Annotated in this window: 10 protein-coding genes and 1 pseudogene; 6 read left to right on the top strand and 5 right to left on the bottom strand. The window is 62.7% G+C overall.

Features of this window, described 5'->3' with window-relative positions; all coding sequences use genetic code 11:
* Window positions 1–55: 55 nt before the first annotated feature.
* Window positions 56–766, top strand: a pseudogene (locus G5575_RS14635) (adenosylcobinamide-GDP ribazoletransferase); the annotation flags it as partial.
* Window positions 767–829: 63 nt separating this feature from the next.
* On the top strand, window positions 830–1,516 hold the full coding sequence (locus G5575_RS14630; RefSeq protein ID WP_164534983.1) for a retropepsin-like aspartic protease family protein: 687 nt from the start codon (window positions 830–832) through the stop codon (window positions 1,514–1,516).
* On the opposite strand, the gene dusA is transcribed toward G5575_RS14630, so the two are convergent.
* Window positions 1,513–2,514: a tRNA dihydrouridine(20/20a) synthase DusA gene (gene dusA, locus G5575_RS14625; protein ID WP_164534982.1), complete on the bottom strand. Its 1,002-nt coding sequence runs from the start codon at window positions 2,512–2,514 to the stop codon at window positions 1,513–1,515. The two genes, G5575_RS14630 and dusA, sit on opposite strands and share 4 nt — an antisense overlap.
* A gap of 97 nt (window positions 2,515–2,611) precedes the next feature.
* Here dusA and G5575_RS14620 point away from each other — a divergent pair, with 97 nt between their 5' ends.
* A complete protein-coding gene (locus tag G5575_RS14620) occupies window positions 2,612–3,904 on the top strand; it encodes an NAD(P)/FAD-dependent oxidoreductase (protein WP_164534981.1) in 1,293 nt (430 codons plus the stop codon).
* Here the strand turns inward: G5575_RS14620 and G5575_RS14615 are convergent.
* Together G5575_RS14615 and G5575_RS14610 are read right to left on the bottom strand one after the other, a co-directional pair.
* A complete protein-coding gene (locus tag G5575_RS14615) occupies window positions 3,901–4,812 on the bottom strand; it encodes a DMT family transporter (protein WP_164534980.1) in 912 nt (303 codons plus the stop codon). The genes G5575_RS14620 and G5575_RS14615 overlap by 4 nt on opposite strands.
* 353 nt (window positions 4,813–5,165) lie before the next feature.
* Window positions 5,166–7,685, bottom strand: a complete 2,520-nt coding sequence (locus G5575_RS14610) for a beta-mannosidase (RefSeq protein WP_164534979.1) — start codon at window positions 7,683–7,685, stop codon at window positions 5,166–5,168.
* Between the two features lie 203 nt (window positions 7,686–7,888).
* Here G5575_RS14610 and G5575_RS14605 point away from each other — a divergent pair, with 203 nt between their 5' ends.
* Window positions 7,889–8,383: a hypothetical protein gene (locus G5575_RS14605; RefSeq protein ID WP_164534978.1), complete on the top strand. Its 495-nt coding sequence runs from the start codon at window positions 7,889–7,891 to the stop codon at window positions 8,381–8,383.
* Complete coding sequence (locus tag G5575_RS14600) at window positions 8,383–9,849, top strand: putative bifunctional diguanylate cyclase/phosphodiesterase (protein ID WP_164534977.1); 1,467 nt, start codon at window positions 8,383–8,385, stop codon at window positions 9,847–9,849. The genes G5575_RS14605 and G5575_RS14600 overlap by 1 nt, the downstream gene beginning before the upstream one ends.
* A 5-nt stretch (window positions 9,850–9,854) precedes the next feature.
* Here G5575_RS14600 and G5575_RS14595 read toward each other — a convergent pair whose 3' ends face one another.
* Window positions 9,855–11,717: an ABC transporter ATP-binding protein gene (locus G5575_RS14595; RefSeq protein WP_164534976.1), complete on the bottom strand. Its 1,863-nt coding sequence runs from the start codon at window positions 11,715–11,717 to the stop codon at window positions 9,855–9,857.
* A gap of 444 nt (window positions 11,718–12,161) precedes the next feature.
* Window positions 12,162–14,012 (bottom strand): ABC transporter ATP-binding protein, encoded by a 1,851-nt coding sequence (locus G5575_RS14590; protein ID WP_164534975.1) that lies wholly within the window; start codon window positions 14,010–14,012, stop codon window positions 12,162–12,164.
* Window positions 14,013–14,331: 319 nt separating this feature from the next.
* On the opposite strand from G5575_RS14590, the gene pepN reads away from it, so the two are divergent.
* Window positions 14,332–16,965: an aminopeptidase N gene (gene pepN / locus G5575_RS14585; protein ID WP_164534974.1), complete on the top strand. Its 2,634-nt coding sequence runs from the start codon at window positions 14,332–14,334 to the stop codon at window positions 16,963–16,965.
* Window positions 16,966–17,087 lie beyond the last annotated feature (122 nt).

Below are 17,087 nucleotides of genomic sequence, written 5' to 3'. Positions count from 1 at the left end.
GCCCATGTCCTGCGGTTGAGGGACGACCTCCTCATGGCATTGCGGGTTCTTTTCGCGCCTGCCGACGGGTCGCGCGCCGCATGAGCGCCCTGAGCTCGGGCGCATCGCCGTGGTGCTGCCGGTCGCTGCCGTGATCATGGGCGTAATTCCGATCGCCATCCTGGTGGGCGGCGTCGCGCTTGGCCTGCCGCTCTTTTTTGCCGCGGCCCTATCGGTCGCGAGCATGGTCGTGGTCGGCGGCGCCATGACGGAGGACGCGCTGGCGGATGCCGCCGACGGACTCTTTGGCGGCCACACACGCCTTCGCCGCCTCGAAATCCTGAAAGACAGCCGTCATGGCAGCTACGGCGTTGCCGCGCTCTGCCTCTTGCTCCTGATCCGGGTGACGGCGCTTGGCAGTGTGGCTCTTACAGATCCGCTGCTGGCCGGCCTGCTGTGGCTGGCCGCCAATATTGCGGGCCGTTCGGCATCGCTGTGGTTGGCGGTCGCACTGCCGCTTGCGCGTCCCGAAGGCGCGGCCGCGACGGCCGGTGCCCTGCCTCGGCGACAGTTTGTTATTGGCGCGGCAATAGCCGTCGTCTTGATGTTTCTGAGCGGCGTTCCGGCGATGGGTGTACTGGCCGCTCTGCCGGTGCTTACGCTTGTGATATGGTCCTGGAGCCTGCTCTGCCAACGCCTCGTAGGCGGGCAAACCGGCGACCTCGTTGGCGCGGCCGGCGCTCTGGGCGAGGTCGCCGTGCTCACCGTCCTATTGATCTTCGTCTGACGCCTTGAAATCGCCGCTGCTAGTCCCTTTATCGGAAGGGTAGACCAAGGGAGAATCGCCAGCATGATCTTTATCGGCATCGCCCTTCTGGTCGCAGCTGGCATCGTCCTCATGATCAGCGCCGATGCCGGCAGCATGATAGGGCTGTCACAGATGCAAACGGCGCAGCTTTTGCCGCTGGTCATCATCCTCATCATCTTCGCCGGCGGCCTCTTCACCCGCACCCACCGCTTCCGTGAACTGGTCGGCGGTCTCTTCATGTGGGCGGGACTGTTTGCCGTCGCCATGGTCGGCTATGCCTATCGCGACGAGCTCACCGGCATTGTCGGCCGCGTCGCCGGCGAGATCCAGCCCGGCGTTGCCCTCGTGGATACCGAAGGCGGCACCGCAACCTTCCGGCGCGGCATGGGTGGACATTTTGAGGTCAATGCCACGATCAACGGGCACACGACGCCCATGGTATTCGATACCGGCGCCAGCGCCGTGGTCCTGACCGTTCGCGACGCCCAGGAAGCGGGCATCGATACCGACAACCTGCGCTATTCGGTGCCGGTTTCGACCGCCAATGGCCAGGGCATGGCGGCACGCGTCCGGCTCGAGTCGATCGAGGTCGGCGGCATATCACGCCGCAATATCACGGCCTTTGTCGCCAATGCCGGCGCGCTCGAACAGAGCCTTTTGGGCATGACATTCCTTGAAACGCTGAGCCGCTACAGCGTCACGCAGAACGCGCTGGAGCTGGTCGACTAGACCGCTTCGGCAAGCGGCTCGACGGCGGCCAGGGCCCGCATCATCACCTCGGGCCCCGCCCCGCGCTTAGCGGCATCGACGCTGAGGATCTGGCGGAACTGCTTGGCACCGGGCCGGCCATTGGCAAGGCCCAGCATGTGCCGTGCGATATTGTTGAGCCGGGCATCGCCAGCCGTCAGCTCCGCCTCCGCATACTCCGCCATCGCATGCATGATCGCTGCGAGATCCGGCACCTCATGCACATCGCCAAAAATGCGGGCGTCGACCTCCGCCAGGAGCATCGGATTGTTGTAGGCGGCACGCCCCAGCATCACCCCGTCCATGTGCTTGAGGTGCGCTTCTGCCTGCTCCAGCGTCTCGATGCCGCCATTGATCGCCATCGGCAGCGGCTGCAACCGTTCGCGCAGGCGATAGACGCGCGGATAATCGAGCGGCGGAATGGTGCGGTTTTCCTTGGGGCTCAGCCCCTGCAGCCAGGCCTTGCGGGCATGCACGTAAACGGCGTCGACCCCGGCCGCGACGATCCTGTCGGCAAACCGATCGAGGCTTTCCTCGGTATCCTGGTCGTCGATACCGATGCGGCACTTGACCGTCACCGGCCGGTCCGTCGCCTCGCGCATGGCGCGCACGCAGTCGGCTACAAGATCGGGCTCGGCCATCAGGCAAGCGCCGAACTTACCCGATTGCACCCGGTCGGAAGGGCAGCCGACATTGAGGTTATATTCGGCAAAGCCGAAGGGCTCAGCGATGCGAATGGCCTGGGCGAGATCGGCCGGGTCCGAGCCACCCAGCTGCAGCGCCACCAGCCCCTCATGCGCGCCGAAGCGCAGGTGCCGCTCGGCATCGCCATGGACGATTGCGCCGGTCACGATCATCTCGGTGAACAGAAGCGCATTGCGCGTCAGCAGCCGATGCAGCGTCCGGCAATGCCGGTCGGTCCAGTCGATCATCGGTGCCACGGAAAAGCGGCGCGTCCGGTTTATCTCGGCAGTGCTCATGGCGCTGCTTTAGCGCATAAGTGCGGCGGCGCCAAATCCGCCATGCAACCGGAACCGGGCCCGCCTGTTCCCCAATAGGCAGCAAGAGGGAGACCCAATGGCAGACCGCAAGCACCGCGTCGTCATCGTTGGCGGAGGCTTTGGCGGCCTCTTGGCGGCCAAGTCGCTCGGTGCGGTCGATTGCGACGTGGTGCTGATCGACCGGCGCAACCACCACCTCTTTCAGCCCCTGCTTTATCAAGTCGCCACCGCGGCGCTGAGCCCCTCCGAGATCGCCTGGCCCATCCGCCACCTCCTGCGCTACCACCAAAACGTCCGCGTCATCATGGCGACCGTCACCGGCGTCGACGCGGCCGATCGTGCGGTGCTGCTCGAAGACGGCTCGCGCGAAAGCTATGACAGCCTCATCCTCGCCACCGGCGCGAGACATGCCTATTTCGGTCACGACGAGTGGGAGGCTTTCGCGCCCGGCCTCAAGACCGTCGAGGACGCCACCGCCATTCGCCGCAAGCTGTTGCTGGCCTTCGAAGCTGCCGAGCGCGAGACCGATCCGTCCCGCCGCAAGGCGCTGCTTACATTCGCGCTGATCGGCGGCGGTCCGACCGGCGTCGAAATGGCCGGAGCCATCGTCGAACTCGGTCGCGCCAGCCTCCGCGGCCAGTTCCAGACCATCGACCCGCGCGAAATGCGCGTCGTCCTGATCGAGGGCGGCGACAAGATCCTCGGCAATTTCGACGACGATCTTTCCAGCTACGCGCTCCGATCGCTGCGCAAGATGGGCGTCGACGTGGAGCTGGGCAAACCCGTCACCGCAGTCGATGCGGACGGCGTCACCTTTGGCGACCAGCGCCTCGAGGCCAAGACCATCATCTGGGGTGCCGGCGTTGCAGCCTCGCCCGTGGCAAAATGGCTGGGCATCGAGGGCGACAAGGCCGGCCGCATAAAGGTCGCGCCAGACTTGTCCGTGCCCGGCCACCCCAATGTCTTCGTCATCGGCGACGCCGCCTCCGTGCTGCGCGAGAACGGCAAGCCGGTACCCGGCATCGCTCCCGCCGCCAAGCAACAGGGCCGCTACGTGGCCGACTTGCTGCGCCGAAAATTTGCCGGCCAGCCCGCGCCCGGCCCCTTCCGCTACAGCCACGCCGGCGATCTCGCCACCATCGGCAAGCGCTCCGCCATCATCGATTTCGGCTGGATCAAGCTCAAGGGCGGACTGGCCTGGTGGGTCTGGGGCCTCGCCCACATCTACTTCCTGGTCGAAACCCGCACCCGTATCTTCATCACCATCAGCTGGCTCTGGATCTACCTCACCGGCAATCGCAGCTCAAGGCTGATCACCCACGGCATGGCGCCACACACCAAGCCGCTGGAGGAAGTCGACAAGGGCTAAGGATCGATGTCCAAAGCCGATGCGCGCTTGGCCAGTTGCCGTTCGCGCAGCCAGATATAGAGCCCGCTGGCGACGATCACCGCAACGCCCAGGATAAACCACTGGTCGGGCGGCTGCTTGAAGATCAGCCAGCTGGCGATCGAGAGGTAGATAAGGCTCAAATAGCTGAACGGCGCCAGCGTCGCGGGCGAGGCGAAGCGATGCGCCACCGAGTTGAGGAAGTGCCCGCCAAGCCCGGCCGCGCCCATGATGAAGAAGGCGACCCAGGAGATCGGCAGGCTCGGCCAGGTCCAGCCGGTAAAGGCGATCGGCAGCAAGAGGATGATGGGCGTCACCCCGGCGTAAAATTGCTGCGTCAGCGCGGTGTCGACGCCTGCAAGCTTACGCGTCAGGATCGAGAACAGCGCCAGAAAGAATGCGCATCCGAGGCTCAGCAGCGCTGCCGGATGGAACGCTTCCGATCCCGGCCGCACGATGATCAGGATGCCGACAAAACCCACGCCGATGGCGAGCCACCGCCGCCAGCCGACTTTCTCTCCCAGCAAGGGTCCGGACATGGCGCAGATGATCAGCGGCGAGGTGAACTGGATGGCGCTGGTCACCGTCAGCGGCAAGAACTTCATGGCCAGGAAGTTGAGCCCGGTGGTGACCAAAAGACAGGCCCCGCGGAGGAGCTCAAGCTTGAGATTATTGCTCTGAAACAGCGCGCGTCCGCTGACCGGCAGAAACAGCAACACCAGCAAAATCAGATGCATGCTGTAGCGCATGAAGACGATTTCGGTCGTCGGTATCCCCTCGACCGAAAGCCATTTGGCCGAGATATCGAGCACCAGCAGAACCAGCTGCGAGGCCAGAACCAGCATGATGCCGAAATTGGCACGGCTCTCGATCGGGGAAACGGCGGGCATCAAACATCCAGGTCGCCTTCAGGGGCGCAGGCGAGCGATGGCTGACCGGGCGCGGCAAGTCAACCGGTGAGTGCACTCTCGACCAGGCTAAAGCCCAAGGCCACCAACACATCACGTCAGCCCCTCCCTCCCCTTGAGGGGGAGGGGTAGCGAAGCTGGGCCGGCAGGCCTTAGCGAAGCTGGGTGGGGTGGAGCAAAGCACACAGGTTAGAATGCGGCCCCACCCCCCACCCTCATTCCCTCCCCATCAAGGGGAGGGAGGCGATGAACAATCCTATCCGCGTCTTTATGAACAGCGCCCTCCTAAAGGGGAGGCCGGGTGGGGGTCAGGCAACCTTCACCGCACCCTCAGCTCAAAACGTCTCTGCCAAATGCCGAACCTGCAACGACCCCGCCAGCTCAGCCGAACGCACCTGGCGGCCATGGCGCGGGTGGAAGACCAGTTCCACCAGCCGCCCCGGCAACAGCGTTAGGGCATTGTCGGAGAAATAGCCCGGCGCATCCACGGTTGCCGTGGCAAAGAAGGCGGGCTTGTCCGCCTCGAGCGTCAGAACGGCTAGCCCGTCCCGATCCGACCATGTGCTCGAAACCGTCGCCGGCACCAGTTCATACGCCTTGTAGGGCTGCGGGAAATAGTCGTTCTCGCCCAGCACCCTACCCTGCGCGTCGGTCCAGACGAAAAACAGGAATTCGTCGGCCGCAAGGTCCCCATAGGGAATCTCGGTCACGGCGATGGCCGCATCGGCGCCCACAGCCGAATTGCCGCCGAAGAGCCTGCGGCTTTCGCCACTGACCTTGACCGCTTGAACCTCGAGCTTGATCGAAACCGGCCGGCCGGTGTCGTTGATGGCCTTGAGCACGATACGGTCGGGCAGCTGGTTCTCGACCGGCGTCCCGCGTGAATTGGTGCGGACTTCGGTGATTTCCGGCACGGCGACGACGTTGACCAGGTTGTAGAAGCGACGCGCCATATAGTGCATCAGCTTCCACTGCCCGCCATAGTCGAGGCTCGACCAGCTCGCCACCGGCCAGATGTCGTTGATTTGCCAATAAAGCGTGCCCATGCAGCGCGGCTTGGTGGAGCGCCAGTATTCGATGGCGGTTTTGATCGCGAGGCCCTGCTGGATCTGGCTCAGGAACACCATTTGGTCGAAATCGCGCGGAAAGCGGAAATAGCGCGTCATGGTCTCGAGGATGCGTGCATTGCCGCCATTGTTGCGCTGGTGGTTTTCCATTACCGGCGAGGACGGATTGCGATCCTTGGGTTCCGCAAAGGTCTCGATGACATTCATCGAGGTAAAGCTCTGAAAGCCGAATTCGGAGGCAAAGCGCGGATTGACCGTGCGATAGGCGTCAAAGCTCTTGGCCGAGTGCCAAACGTCCCAATAATGCGTGTCGCCGCGCGTATCGGCATGCCAGCCGTCGGAGAAATCGAGATAGCCCATGGACGGCGAGGACGGCCAGAAGCGACGGGCCGGGTCTTCGTCCTCGACGATATTGCCGAGCATGGAGTTGAGCCGGTCGTAATTGGCGACGTAGCGCTCCGGCGCCGCCTTGGTTTCGGGATACCAGCCGAGCGAGCCGATGACCTCGTTGTCGCCGCACCAGAGGGCAATCGAGGCATGGTGGCTAAGGCGGCGCACCTGTTGGGTGATTTCGATCCGCACGCTGTCGAGGAAGGGGCGATCGGACGGGTAGCTCATGCAGGCAAACATGAAATCGTGCCAGATCAGGATACCGAGCTCGTCGCAGAGATCGTAGAAATAGTCCGGCTCATACTGCCCGCCGCCCCAGATGCGCAGCATGTTCATGTTGGCGGCCTTGGCGCTATCGAGCAAATCGCGGATCACGTCCGGCGTCACGCGGCTGGGAATGGCGTCGGCCGGGATCCAATTGGCGCCCATCATGGTGATGTCGCGGCCGTTGATACGGCACTTGAATGTGTGATCGATCTCGTCTTTTTCGACGACCCATTCGAGTTTGCGCAGGCCGATCTTGCGGGTCGTCACTTCGCCTTCAAGATTGGTGGTCAGCTCGTAAAGCGGCTGCTCGCCCTGCCCGGCCGGCCACCAAATGCGCGGGTTCTGGATGGTGATGTTGTGTGTGAAGACGTTCTCGCCCTTTTGCACTGTCACGGTGTTGGTCACGACCTGACCATCGATCCTGTGCTCAAGTTCCACCTCACCATGAGCGAAGGCAAATAGACGAGTCTTTACAGCGAGTTTGACCAACTTCTCGCCGTGGGTCTGGTCGACCTGCACGCTTTCCTGCCGCGCCAGCCGCGCCTTGCGCAGGCTCATCGTGCCGTAGACGCCGATTGGCATGGTGCAGATGCCCCAGTCCCACCCGGCATGGCAGGCAGCCTTGCGGATGAAGTTCATGTGGATGCCGGCCAGGCCGTTGGTCTGGTAGTTCTTGGTGAACGGGATCGGGAATGGATGGGCGTCAGCGCGGGCCTTGGCAACGTCCGGCGCGATATCGAAATCAATGCGCATCGTATTGTCGCCGGCGTGCACCTTGCCGGTCACGTCGATGTCGTGACGAACGAAGCTATTGTCGGTGCGGGCCACCACTTCGCCGTTGAGGAAAATGGTCGCGATACAGTCGACCTCGGCCAGCGTCAGCGTCAGGTAGCCGTCGACATCTGTTTCCGAGGCTGTGAAGCGGCGCTCGACCGACCAGGCGGTCTCGTTGACCCACATCACCACCTTCTCGTTCTCGCCGTAATAGGGATCGGGAATGAGATCGGCCGCCAGCAGCGCGCCATGGACGTCACCGGGCAAAGTGATCGTCGTCGCGATTTCGCGCGTTGGGCTTGAAAGGCTAAACTCGCCGTTCAGGGCAAGGGCAGTGTTGTGGCTGGCAATGGCCATAGTGGTCTCCTCGGCCCGGCTTGCTTTGCCGGTGCAATCGATTTCGATGCCTGTTCTAGCGGGAGGACCGCGTCGTTCCAATGGGGTCGCCGAGGTTTTATTCGGCTTCGGCATTTACGGAACAACCCGAGCGCAGAAGCCGCGTTTTGCCTTACGAAACTATTAGGCTTTGACCGGCTACTTTCTTGCCGAAAGGCCAGTACATGTCCGTTTTACGACAGTATCGCGACATCGCCACCGATCCAGCTGCAGCACCCGACCTCAAGGTTGCGCAATGGAAGGCCGTCCGTCGGCAAGTGCCGCTGCTTTATGCAATGCTTGTGGCCAATACCGTTATTCTGGCGTCGACCTACCATGGCGTCGCGCCGATCGAGCTGACTGTTTATATCCCCGCAGTCCTCACCCTGGTCTGCGTCTTCCGTACCCTCATGTGGTATCGCACGCGTAGCGAGGATGTGAGCGTCGCCTTGGCCGATGTCCGCCTGCGCGCCATGGTCTGGGCAGGAGCAGGCCTCGCCATCGGCTTTACTGCCTGGAGCTTTAGCCTCTACCCCTATGGCGATGCCTTTTTGCGCTCGCAGATCGCGTTCTACATGGGCATTACCACGATCGGCTGCATCTTCTGCCTGATGCATGTTCGCTCTGCGGCCCTCGCCGTCGGCATCTGCGTCCTCGTGCCCTTCACTGCTTTTTCCTGATGACCGGCGAGGAAACGCTGATCGCCATTGCCATCAACATGGTCCTGGTCGTGGCCGTGTTGTTGGTGATCCTCCTCAACAACAACAAGGATTTTGCGGCGCTGATCGCATCGCGCGCTAATATCCTTGCAAGCCAGGGCGACACGCTGCGCCTGCTCGACGAGAACCACAAGCTGGCCAATCTCGACAGTCTCACGGGCGTGCCCAACCGCCGGTGTTTTGAGCGGCAATTGCGCGAAAAACTTGCCGAAGCGCAGCAGTCCGGCAAGTCGATCGCGGTTGCTCGCATCGACATCGACAACTTCAAATCGGTCAACGAGATCTTTGGCCAGATCACCGGCGATCAGGTCATGGCCGAGATCGCCCGCCGCATCGAGCAGGTCAAGCGCGACACGACGTTTCTGGCCCGGCTCGAAGGGGGCACCTTTGCGCTGATCATGCCGGAGCCCACCGACACCGCTGCGCAGCAGCGCTGCGCGGAAGTGATCCGCGGCGTCTTCAGCCAGTCCTTCGAAATGCCGCTCGGTACCGTTCGGATCACCGCCTCAATGGGCATTGCCGCATCGCGCCCGGGCGATACCGCCGATAGCCTCTACGACCATGCCGATTACGCCACCTGGGTCGCCAAGCGCGAAGCCCGCGGTGGCGCAGTGCTCTTCACCGAGCGTCACGCCAGCGAGCTGATCAAGGTGCGCCAGATGGAGCAGTTGCTCCACAGTGCCGATCTCGACAACGAGATTTACATCCTGCTGCAGCCCCAGTTCGACGTCGCGGCCGGCGTCACCACCGGCTTTGAGGCACTGGCCCGCTGGCGCAGTCCGATCCTGGGCGAAGTCTCGCCGGCCGAGTTCATCCCCATGGCCGAGCGCATCGGCCAGATTTGCCGCATTACCCAAATCGTCCTGCGCAAGGCGCTCGAAATCAGCGCCACCCTGCCGCGCGGCATGCGCCTCTCGGTCAATCTCTCCGCCCACGACATCGGCTCACTCGCCGCCATCGAGCAGCTGGTCAATCTCGTCAAAGCCTATCCCCGCCCCTGCCGTCTCGATTTCGAGATCACCGAGACCGCCGTGATGCGCGATCTGCGACAGGCCAACGTTTCGCTCCTGGCGCTGCTTGGCCTTGGCGCCCGCATTGCGCTCGATGATTTCGGCACCGGCCACTCGAGCCTCACGCATGTGCAGAAGCTGCCGCTGCACCGCATCAAGATCGACCGCTCCTTTGTGGCCGAAGTGACCACCGACGCTGCCAGCCGCGCCATCATCAAGACCATGGTCGACCTCTGCCGGAACCTCGGCATTTCCTGCGTGTTTGAGGGCATCGAGACCGAGGAGCAGCTTGAGGCACTGGTGTCGCTTGGCGGTCACGTCATGCAGGGCTACCTCTTCGGTCGCCCGATGCCCGTCGCCAAGCTGGAAAGCTATCTTGCCAATGAGGACAGCCGGCGGCTCAGCGCCGCCAGCTGATCGTTCTACGCCGTCGCGCCGGCGTCGAGATCGAGGAAGCCGCCCGACTGCCGCTGCCAGAGCATGGCATAATGCCCGCCCCGCGCCAGCAGCTGGGCATGGGTTCCCTCCTCGACGATCCGCCCCTGCTCCAGCACCACGAGCCGGTCCATGGCCGCGATGGTCGAGAGGCGATGGGCGATGGCAATCACCGTCTTGCCCGCCATCAACTGCGTCAACTGCTCCTGGATCGCCGCCTCGACCTCGCTGTCGAGCGCCGACGTCGCTTCGTCCAGAACCAGGATCGGCGCGTTCTTGAGCAGGACGCGGGCAATGGCGATGCGCTGCCGCTGCCCGCCGGATAGCTTGACGCCGCGCTCGCCCACCTGCGCCTCGTAGCCCCGCCGGCCCTCGGGGTCGGAAAGGCCCATGATGACGTCATGCACATTGGCCTGCACGGCGGCGCGGATCATCTCCTCCTCGGTAGCATCCTGGCGACCGTAGATGAGGTTCTCCCGCACCGACCGATGCAGCAGCGACGTGTCCTGGCTGACAAGCCCGATGGCCGCCCGCACGCTTTCCTGCGTCACCTCGCGCACGTCCTGCCCGTCGATGCGGATCGATCCTTCCTGCACATCGAACATGCGCAGCGCCAGGTTCACCAGCGTCGACTTGCCTGAACCCGACCGGCCGACGAGCCCGATTTTCTCGCCCGGCGCCACCCTGAGCGAGAACTCGTCGATCACCGAGCCGGCCTTGCCGCGCCAGTAGTTGAAGCTGACATTGTCATAGACCAGCTCCCCCTTGGTGACCTCGAGCGGCTTGGCCGCGGGCGCGTCGAGCATGGTCAACGGCTGGGCGATAGTTTCCATCGAGTCCTTGGTGGTGCCGACCTGGCGGAACACGTTGGAGCCGATCTCGAGGATCCAGCCGCTCATGTTCATGATCTGCAGGACGAAGGGAATGGCCGTCGCCACCGCCGCCGCGCTCAGCGTGCCCTGGTTCCAGCCAGCCAAAGCCAGCCAGGTTACCGAGACCACCAGGCCTGCATTGAGCAGAAACAGCACCGACCACATGTACGTAAAGACCCGCATGAGCTTGCGGAACTCGACCACATGCAGCGTGACGCTTTCGGCGACATACTGGTCCTCGTGCTCGCCACTGGCGAAGGTCTTGAGCGTCTGGATATTGGTGTAGCTATCGACGATGCGCCCCGTCATCACCGACTTGGCTTCCGAAAGCGTTTCGGAATAGCGGGCGATCAGCGGCATGGTGATGGTGAAGAGCACGGCATAGACCAGCAGCCACACCCCGATGGGCAACAACAGAACCGGGTCGAGTTGCGCCAGGACGACCACCGCCACGATGACAAAGACCAGCGCGTACCAGGCTGCGTCGATCGTGAGGTTGACCCCGATCTCGATGGCCTCGCCGGCCTGGATGACCTTGTTGGCGATGCGCCCGGCAAAGTCGTTCTGGAAATAGGTCCAGCTCTGTCGGATGACGTGCCAATGGCTTTGCCAGCGGACGATATCGACGAGGTTGGGCACGATGGCATGGTTGCGGATCAGCGTGTCGAGGAGAAAAGTTGTCGGCCTCACGAGGACGACGACCACCACCATCAACAGCAGGGTCCGGCCGTGCAGGTCGAAGATCTGCCCCGGCGGCGTGGTGGCCAACATGCCGACCACGAGGCCGACAAAGACAGGCATCAGCGCATCGGCGACGGCACCGATGGCGACACAGATGATGCGAAGGATAAAGGCGCCCCGGAATTGGCTGACGAAGTAGCCAACAAAGGCATTGATGCCCATGGGCGGCTGGCGGTCTTGGGCCAGTGCGGTGGGGGCATAAAGGTTGTCGAAGTAGTTGATGACGCGGTTGAACATTGTTCTGAGCTCTTAGCTGAGCCGCGCCTGATGGGACTTTCGTGGGTCCGGATCAGGTTCGGTATCGGTCCGATTTGGTGTGCCTGGCTGCGCTTGCGCCGGGATGGGAAAGGTCTCGGATCGTGATGATGTCACCCATCTGGGTTCTCCTTGGTTTGTCGTTTCTTCACCTCTCCCTTCGGGGGAGAGGTCGGATCGCTCTTGCGAGCCGGGTGAGGGGGCCTTTGGATCATCGCAGCAGGCCCCTCACCCGCCGCTGCGCGTCGACCTCTCCCACAAGGGAGAGGTAAACAAGGGCCGCCTCCGCCTCCCTTCTCCCCTCGCGGGGAAGTGGATCGGCCGTAGGCCGAGACGGATGAGGGGGTCTCCGCTCGCTCGAAGTCAGTGAAGGACCCCTCATCCGCCCTTCGGGCACCTTCTCCCACACGGGGAGAAGGAAGAAGACTACTCCGCCGCGTCCTCGGCATCGTCCAGTTCCAGGAAGCCGCCGCTTTGGCGGTTCCAGAGCTGGCTATAGATGCCGCCGGAATTGACGAGTTGGGAATGCGTCCCCTGCTCGACGATGGCGCCCTTGTCGAGCACCACCAGCCGATCCATCATGGCGATGGTCGAGAGGCGGTGGGCGATGGCGATCACCGTCTTGCCATGCATCAGCATCTGCAACTGGCTCTGGATTGCGGCTTCGACCTCGGAATCCAGCGCCGAGGTCGCTTCGTCCAGCACCAGGATCGGCGCGTTCTTGAGAAGCACGCGGGCAATGGCGATACGCTGCCGCTGTCCGCCCGAGAGCTTGACGCCGCGTTCGCCGACATGGGCATCGAAGCCCGTGCGGTTCTGCGGGTCGGTCAGCCCACCCACGAAGTTGTGCGCCTCCGCCTGCTCGGCTGCCGCCAGCATCATTTCTTCGGTCGCGTCTGGGCGGCCGTAAAGGATGTTGTCGCGTACCGAGCGATGCAGCAGCGATGTGTCTTGCGTCACGACGCCGATATTGGCGCGCAGGGAGTCCTGCGTGACATTGGCGATGTCATGCCCGTCGATGAGGATGCGCCCTTCCGCGCGGTCATAGAACCGCAGCATCAGGTTGACCACGGTCGACTTGCCGGCACCCGACCTCCCCACCAGGCCGATCTTTTCGCCCGGACGGATGTGAAGGTTGAGGTTCTCGATGACGCCCGACTTCTTTCCATAATGGAACGAGACGTTCTCGAACTTTATGTCGCCCGTAACCGGCGGCAGCGGCTTGGCGTCCGGCTTGTCGGCGACGACGCGCGGCAGCGAAATCGAGGAAATGCCGTCCCGCACCGTGCCGATATTTTCGAACAGCGAGGACATTTCCCACATCACCCACTGGCTCATGCCCTGGAAGCGCATGACGAGGCCCAGCGAGACGGCGAGTGCACCCGGCGACATCAGCCCGTTCAGCCAAAGCCAGATACCGGTCGCTCCAACCGAAAACAGCAGCAGAGCATTGCTCCACAGCACCAGCATGTTGAGCATCGAAAAGAACCGCATCTGCCGGTAGACGGTGTCCAGGAACTGGTCCATCGCCTCCTTGGCAAACGTTTCCTCACGGTTCGAATGGCTGAAGAGCTTGACGGTCGCGATATTGGTGTAGCTGTCAACGATGCGGCCGGTCATCAGTGAGCGCGCATCGGCCTGCGCCTGGGAAATCTTGCCCATGCGCGGGATGAAGTAGACCATGATTGAAATATAAGCGACGAGCCAGGCGATGAACGGCAGAGCCAGGCGCCAGTCGGCGGACGCTGCCAGGATTACCGCGCCGGTGAAATACACCGTCACATAGACCAGCATGTCCAGGAGCTTCATCACCACTTCGCGGACGGCGAGCGAGGTCTGCATCAGCTTGGCGCCGATGCGGCCGGCAAACTCGTCCTGGAAGTAGCTCATCGACTGACGGATCAGGTAGCGATGCGCCATCCAGCGGATGCGCTGCGGGAAATTGCCGAGCAGCGTCTGGTTCATCGTGAGTGTCGAGACCAGCGCGATGCCGGGCACGATGAAGACGATCATCGCGCCCATCAGCGCCAGCTTCCAGCCATCGGTCTGGAGAAACGTCTCCGGATTGGCATCGGCCAGCCAGTTCACCACGTCGCCGATAAAGCCGAAGACGATGATTTCGCCGATGGCAACGCCAGCCGCAGCGGCGGCCATCAGCGCCAGCCACTTCTTGGCGCCATGGCTATAATGAAGACAGAATGCCAGGAGCCCTTTGGGCGGCTCAACCGGTTCGCCGACTGGATAGGGATCCAGCCTTTGCTCAAACCAACGAAACATTGTCGCTACCTTGTTTTTCCTGCAGTCGTCGGGACATCGCGCCCGGCCGGCTGCGTCCTCTCGCAGCAGGCAGGGCTTCTCGTATGACGAACGAGACTGCTTTATTTCTTCAGTCGAGCGCTCTTGCCGTCGCAATTTCGAGGCAGAGGAGCGATGGGCGCAAGGCCCTTCCCCAATCCCGTCTTAATTGACGGTGAGAACTGGGCTATGCAGCCAAGAGCCGCGTAGAATACATGGAACGGCAGAGTCGGCTGTAACCTTCCAGCCACAGATTTCACGCTTCCGTGTTCTCCACCCACGATGCAAAACTGGATCTTTCATGCGCACTGACACCGAACAGACCATCTACCTCAAGGACTATGCGCCGACCCCATACCGCATTGTGTCAGTAGATCTGGACTTTCGGATCCTCGAGGAAGCGACCCGCGTACGCGCGCAACTGACGATCGAGCCGCGCGATGACACTGCGCCGGGTACGCCGCTGGTGCTGAACGGCGATGGCCTCAAGCTTGAAACCATTGCCATCGACGGGCTGCCGCTGGTGCTTTCGGCCTATGCCGCGGATGCCGATAGCCTGACCGTGGTCGAGCCGCCAAATCGTCGCTTCGTGCTCGACACCGAAGTCATGCTGCAGCCCGAGGCCAATACCAAGCTCATGGGCCTTTATCGCTCGTCGGGCACATGGTGCACCCAATGCGAGCCCGAAGGCTTCCGCCGCATTACCTATTACCTCGATCGCCCGGACGTTTTGGCGCCATTCAAGGTCCGGATCACGGCACCTTTGGCAGTCGCGCCTGTGCTGCTTTCGAACGGTAACCTGATCGACAAGGGCGATGCCGGCGACGGCCTGCACTTTGCGCTTTGGGAAGACCCCTTCCCCAAGCCGGCATACCTCTTTGCGCTGGTCGCGGGCGATCTTGGTTCGATCACGGACAGTTTTACCACGCAAAGCGGCCGCAAGGTGGACCTCGCCATCTACTGCACCCATGGCAAGGAGAACGAGTGCCACTACGCCATGGACAGCCTCAAGCGCTCCATGGCCTGGGACGAGCGCCGCTTCGGCCGTGAATACGATCTCGACGTCTTCAACATTGTCGCCGTTTCCGATTTCAACTTCGGGGCCATGGAGAACAAGGGCCTCAACATCTTCAACGACAAGCTGGTGTTTGCCGAGCCGAACACGGTAACCGACGCCAATTATCACTCCATCGAGCGCGTCATTGCGCACGAATATTTTCACAACTGGACCGGCAATCGCATCACCTGCCGCGACTGGTTCCAGCTCTGCCTCAAGGAAGGCCTGACGGTTTATCGCGACCAGGAATTCACCTCGGACGAACGCAGCCGCCCGGTGCAGCGCATCCATGACGTGCAGAACCTGCGCAGCTCGCAATTTCCCGAAGACGGCGGTCCGCTAGCGCACCCGCCCCGTCCCGATAGTTTCCGCGAGATCAACAACTTCTATACGACCACGGTCTACGAAAAAGGCGCCGAGATCGTCCGCATGCTGGCGACGCTTTTGGGCGAGGCCGGCTTCCGCAAGGGCATGGACCTTTACTTCGAGCGCCACGACGGAGAAGCGACGACCATCGAGGCATTCCTCAAAGTCTTCGAAGACGCGACGGGAACTGATCTCCGCCAGTTCGGCATCTGGTACCTGCAGGCCGGGACCCCGCAGATAACCGTCTCTGACAGCTATGATGCGGCGAGCCAGACCTATTCGCTGACCCTTACCCAGAAGGTCGAGCCGACTCCGGGCCAGCCGGACAAGCAACCCCTGCTCATCCCGGTGCGCTTCGGTCTTGTTGGCCCGAACGGCAGCGAGATGAGCTGGAGCGGCGTTTCGGGCGGTACGGTCAAGGACGACCTCATCCTCCTTGATCAACCCAGCGTCACGCTGCGATTTACGGGCATCGCCAACAAGCCAATCCCGTCGCTGTTCCGCGGCTTTTCCGCGCCGGTGAAGGTCAGCTCCAGCCTCAGCCAGTCAGACCTCCTGTTCCTGGCCGGCCATGACAGCGATCCGTTCAACCGCTGGGATGCCTTGCAGACCGTTCTGACCAATCTGATCGCCGGCGCCGCCCAGGGCCGGCCTCGGGCAGACAGCGACCTTGATGGCCTGCGGCAGGCGATCGTCGATACGCTTGAGAATCCGGAACTCGACGAAGCCTTCAAAGCCAATGTCATCGCCATTCCGGGTGAAAGCAGCATCGGCCGTCACATCGGCAAGGATGTCGACCCCGACGCCGTTGCCAAGGCGCGGCACGATCTGCTGGTCGCTCTGGTCAAGCCGATCGAAGCCAGGCTTGAGGCCATGTACCGATCGCTCGAGACTTCCGCCGCCTATAGCCCGGATGCGAAACAGGCCGGAGAACGATCGCTCCGCACCGGCCTGCTCAATCTCCTGGTGGCCGGCGCCGGTCGCAGCGACCTGGCCGAAGCGCAATACAACGCCGCGACCAACATGACCGACCGATACGCCGCCATGGCACTGGCGGCCCGGCACTGGACCGGCAATGCCCAGGCTCTCCTCGGCGATTTCCGCACGCGCTTTGCGGGTGATCCGCTGGTCTTCGACAAGTGGCTCACCGCCTCCGCACAAGCCTCGGACGACGGTGTCATCGAGCGCATGCGCGCCACGCTCGCCGCGCCGGATTTTCCCAAGACCAATCCGAACCGCCTGCGCTCGCTGCTCGGCAGTTTCGTCATGACCAATCCCAGCCAGTTCGCGCGCGCCGACGGTGCCGGCTTCCGCTTCATCACCGAAGCGGTCGCTGAAATCGACAAGGTCAATCCGCAGGTCGCCTCGCGCGTGCTCACCGGCTTCCGCGTCTTGCCGACGCTCGAGGCGGGCCGTCGCGAGAGCGGGAAAGCGGCTCTGGAAGCGCTTAAATCCCAGCACCAGCTGAGCCGTAATGTGGGAGAAATTCTCGACCGCATCCTGGGCGCGTGAAAGGCTAACCCTCCGCTAGCACATCGCCTTTCAAACGCTAGAAAACTATTTCTTTCGGCTAAGTGATTCAGCCGATTCCGCTTTTTTCCATCCTTCCCGAAACCACCATTTCGGGCTCTGGA

Source organism: Devosia aurantiaca, from assembly GCF_011058215.1.
Taxonomy (GTDB): domain Bacteria; phylum Pseudomonadota; class Alphaproteobacteria; order Rhizobiales; family Devosiaceae; genus Devosia; species Devosia aurantiaca.
Note: the sequence above shows the minus strand (reverse complement) of the source record. Positions and strands in the feature narration are given on the sequence as shown.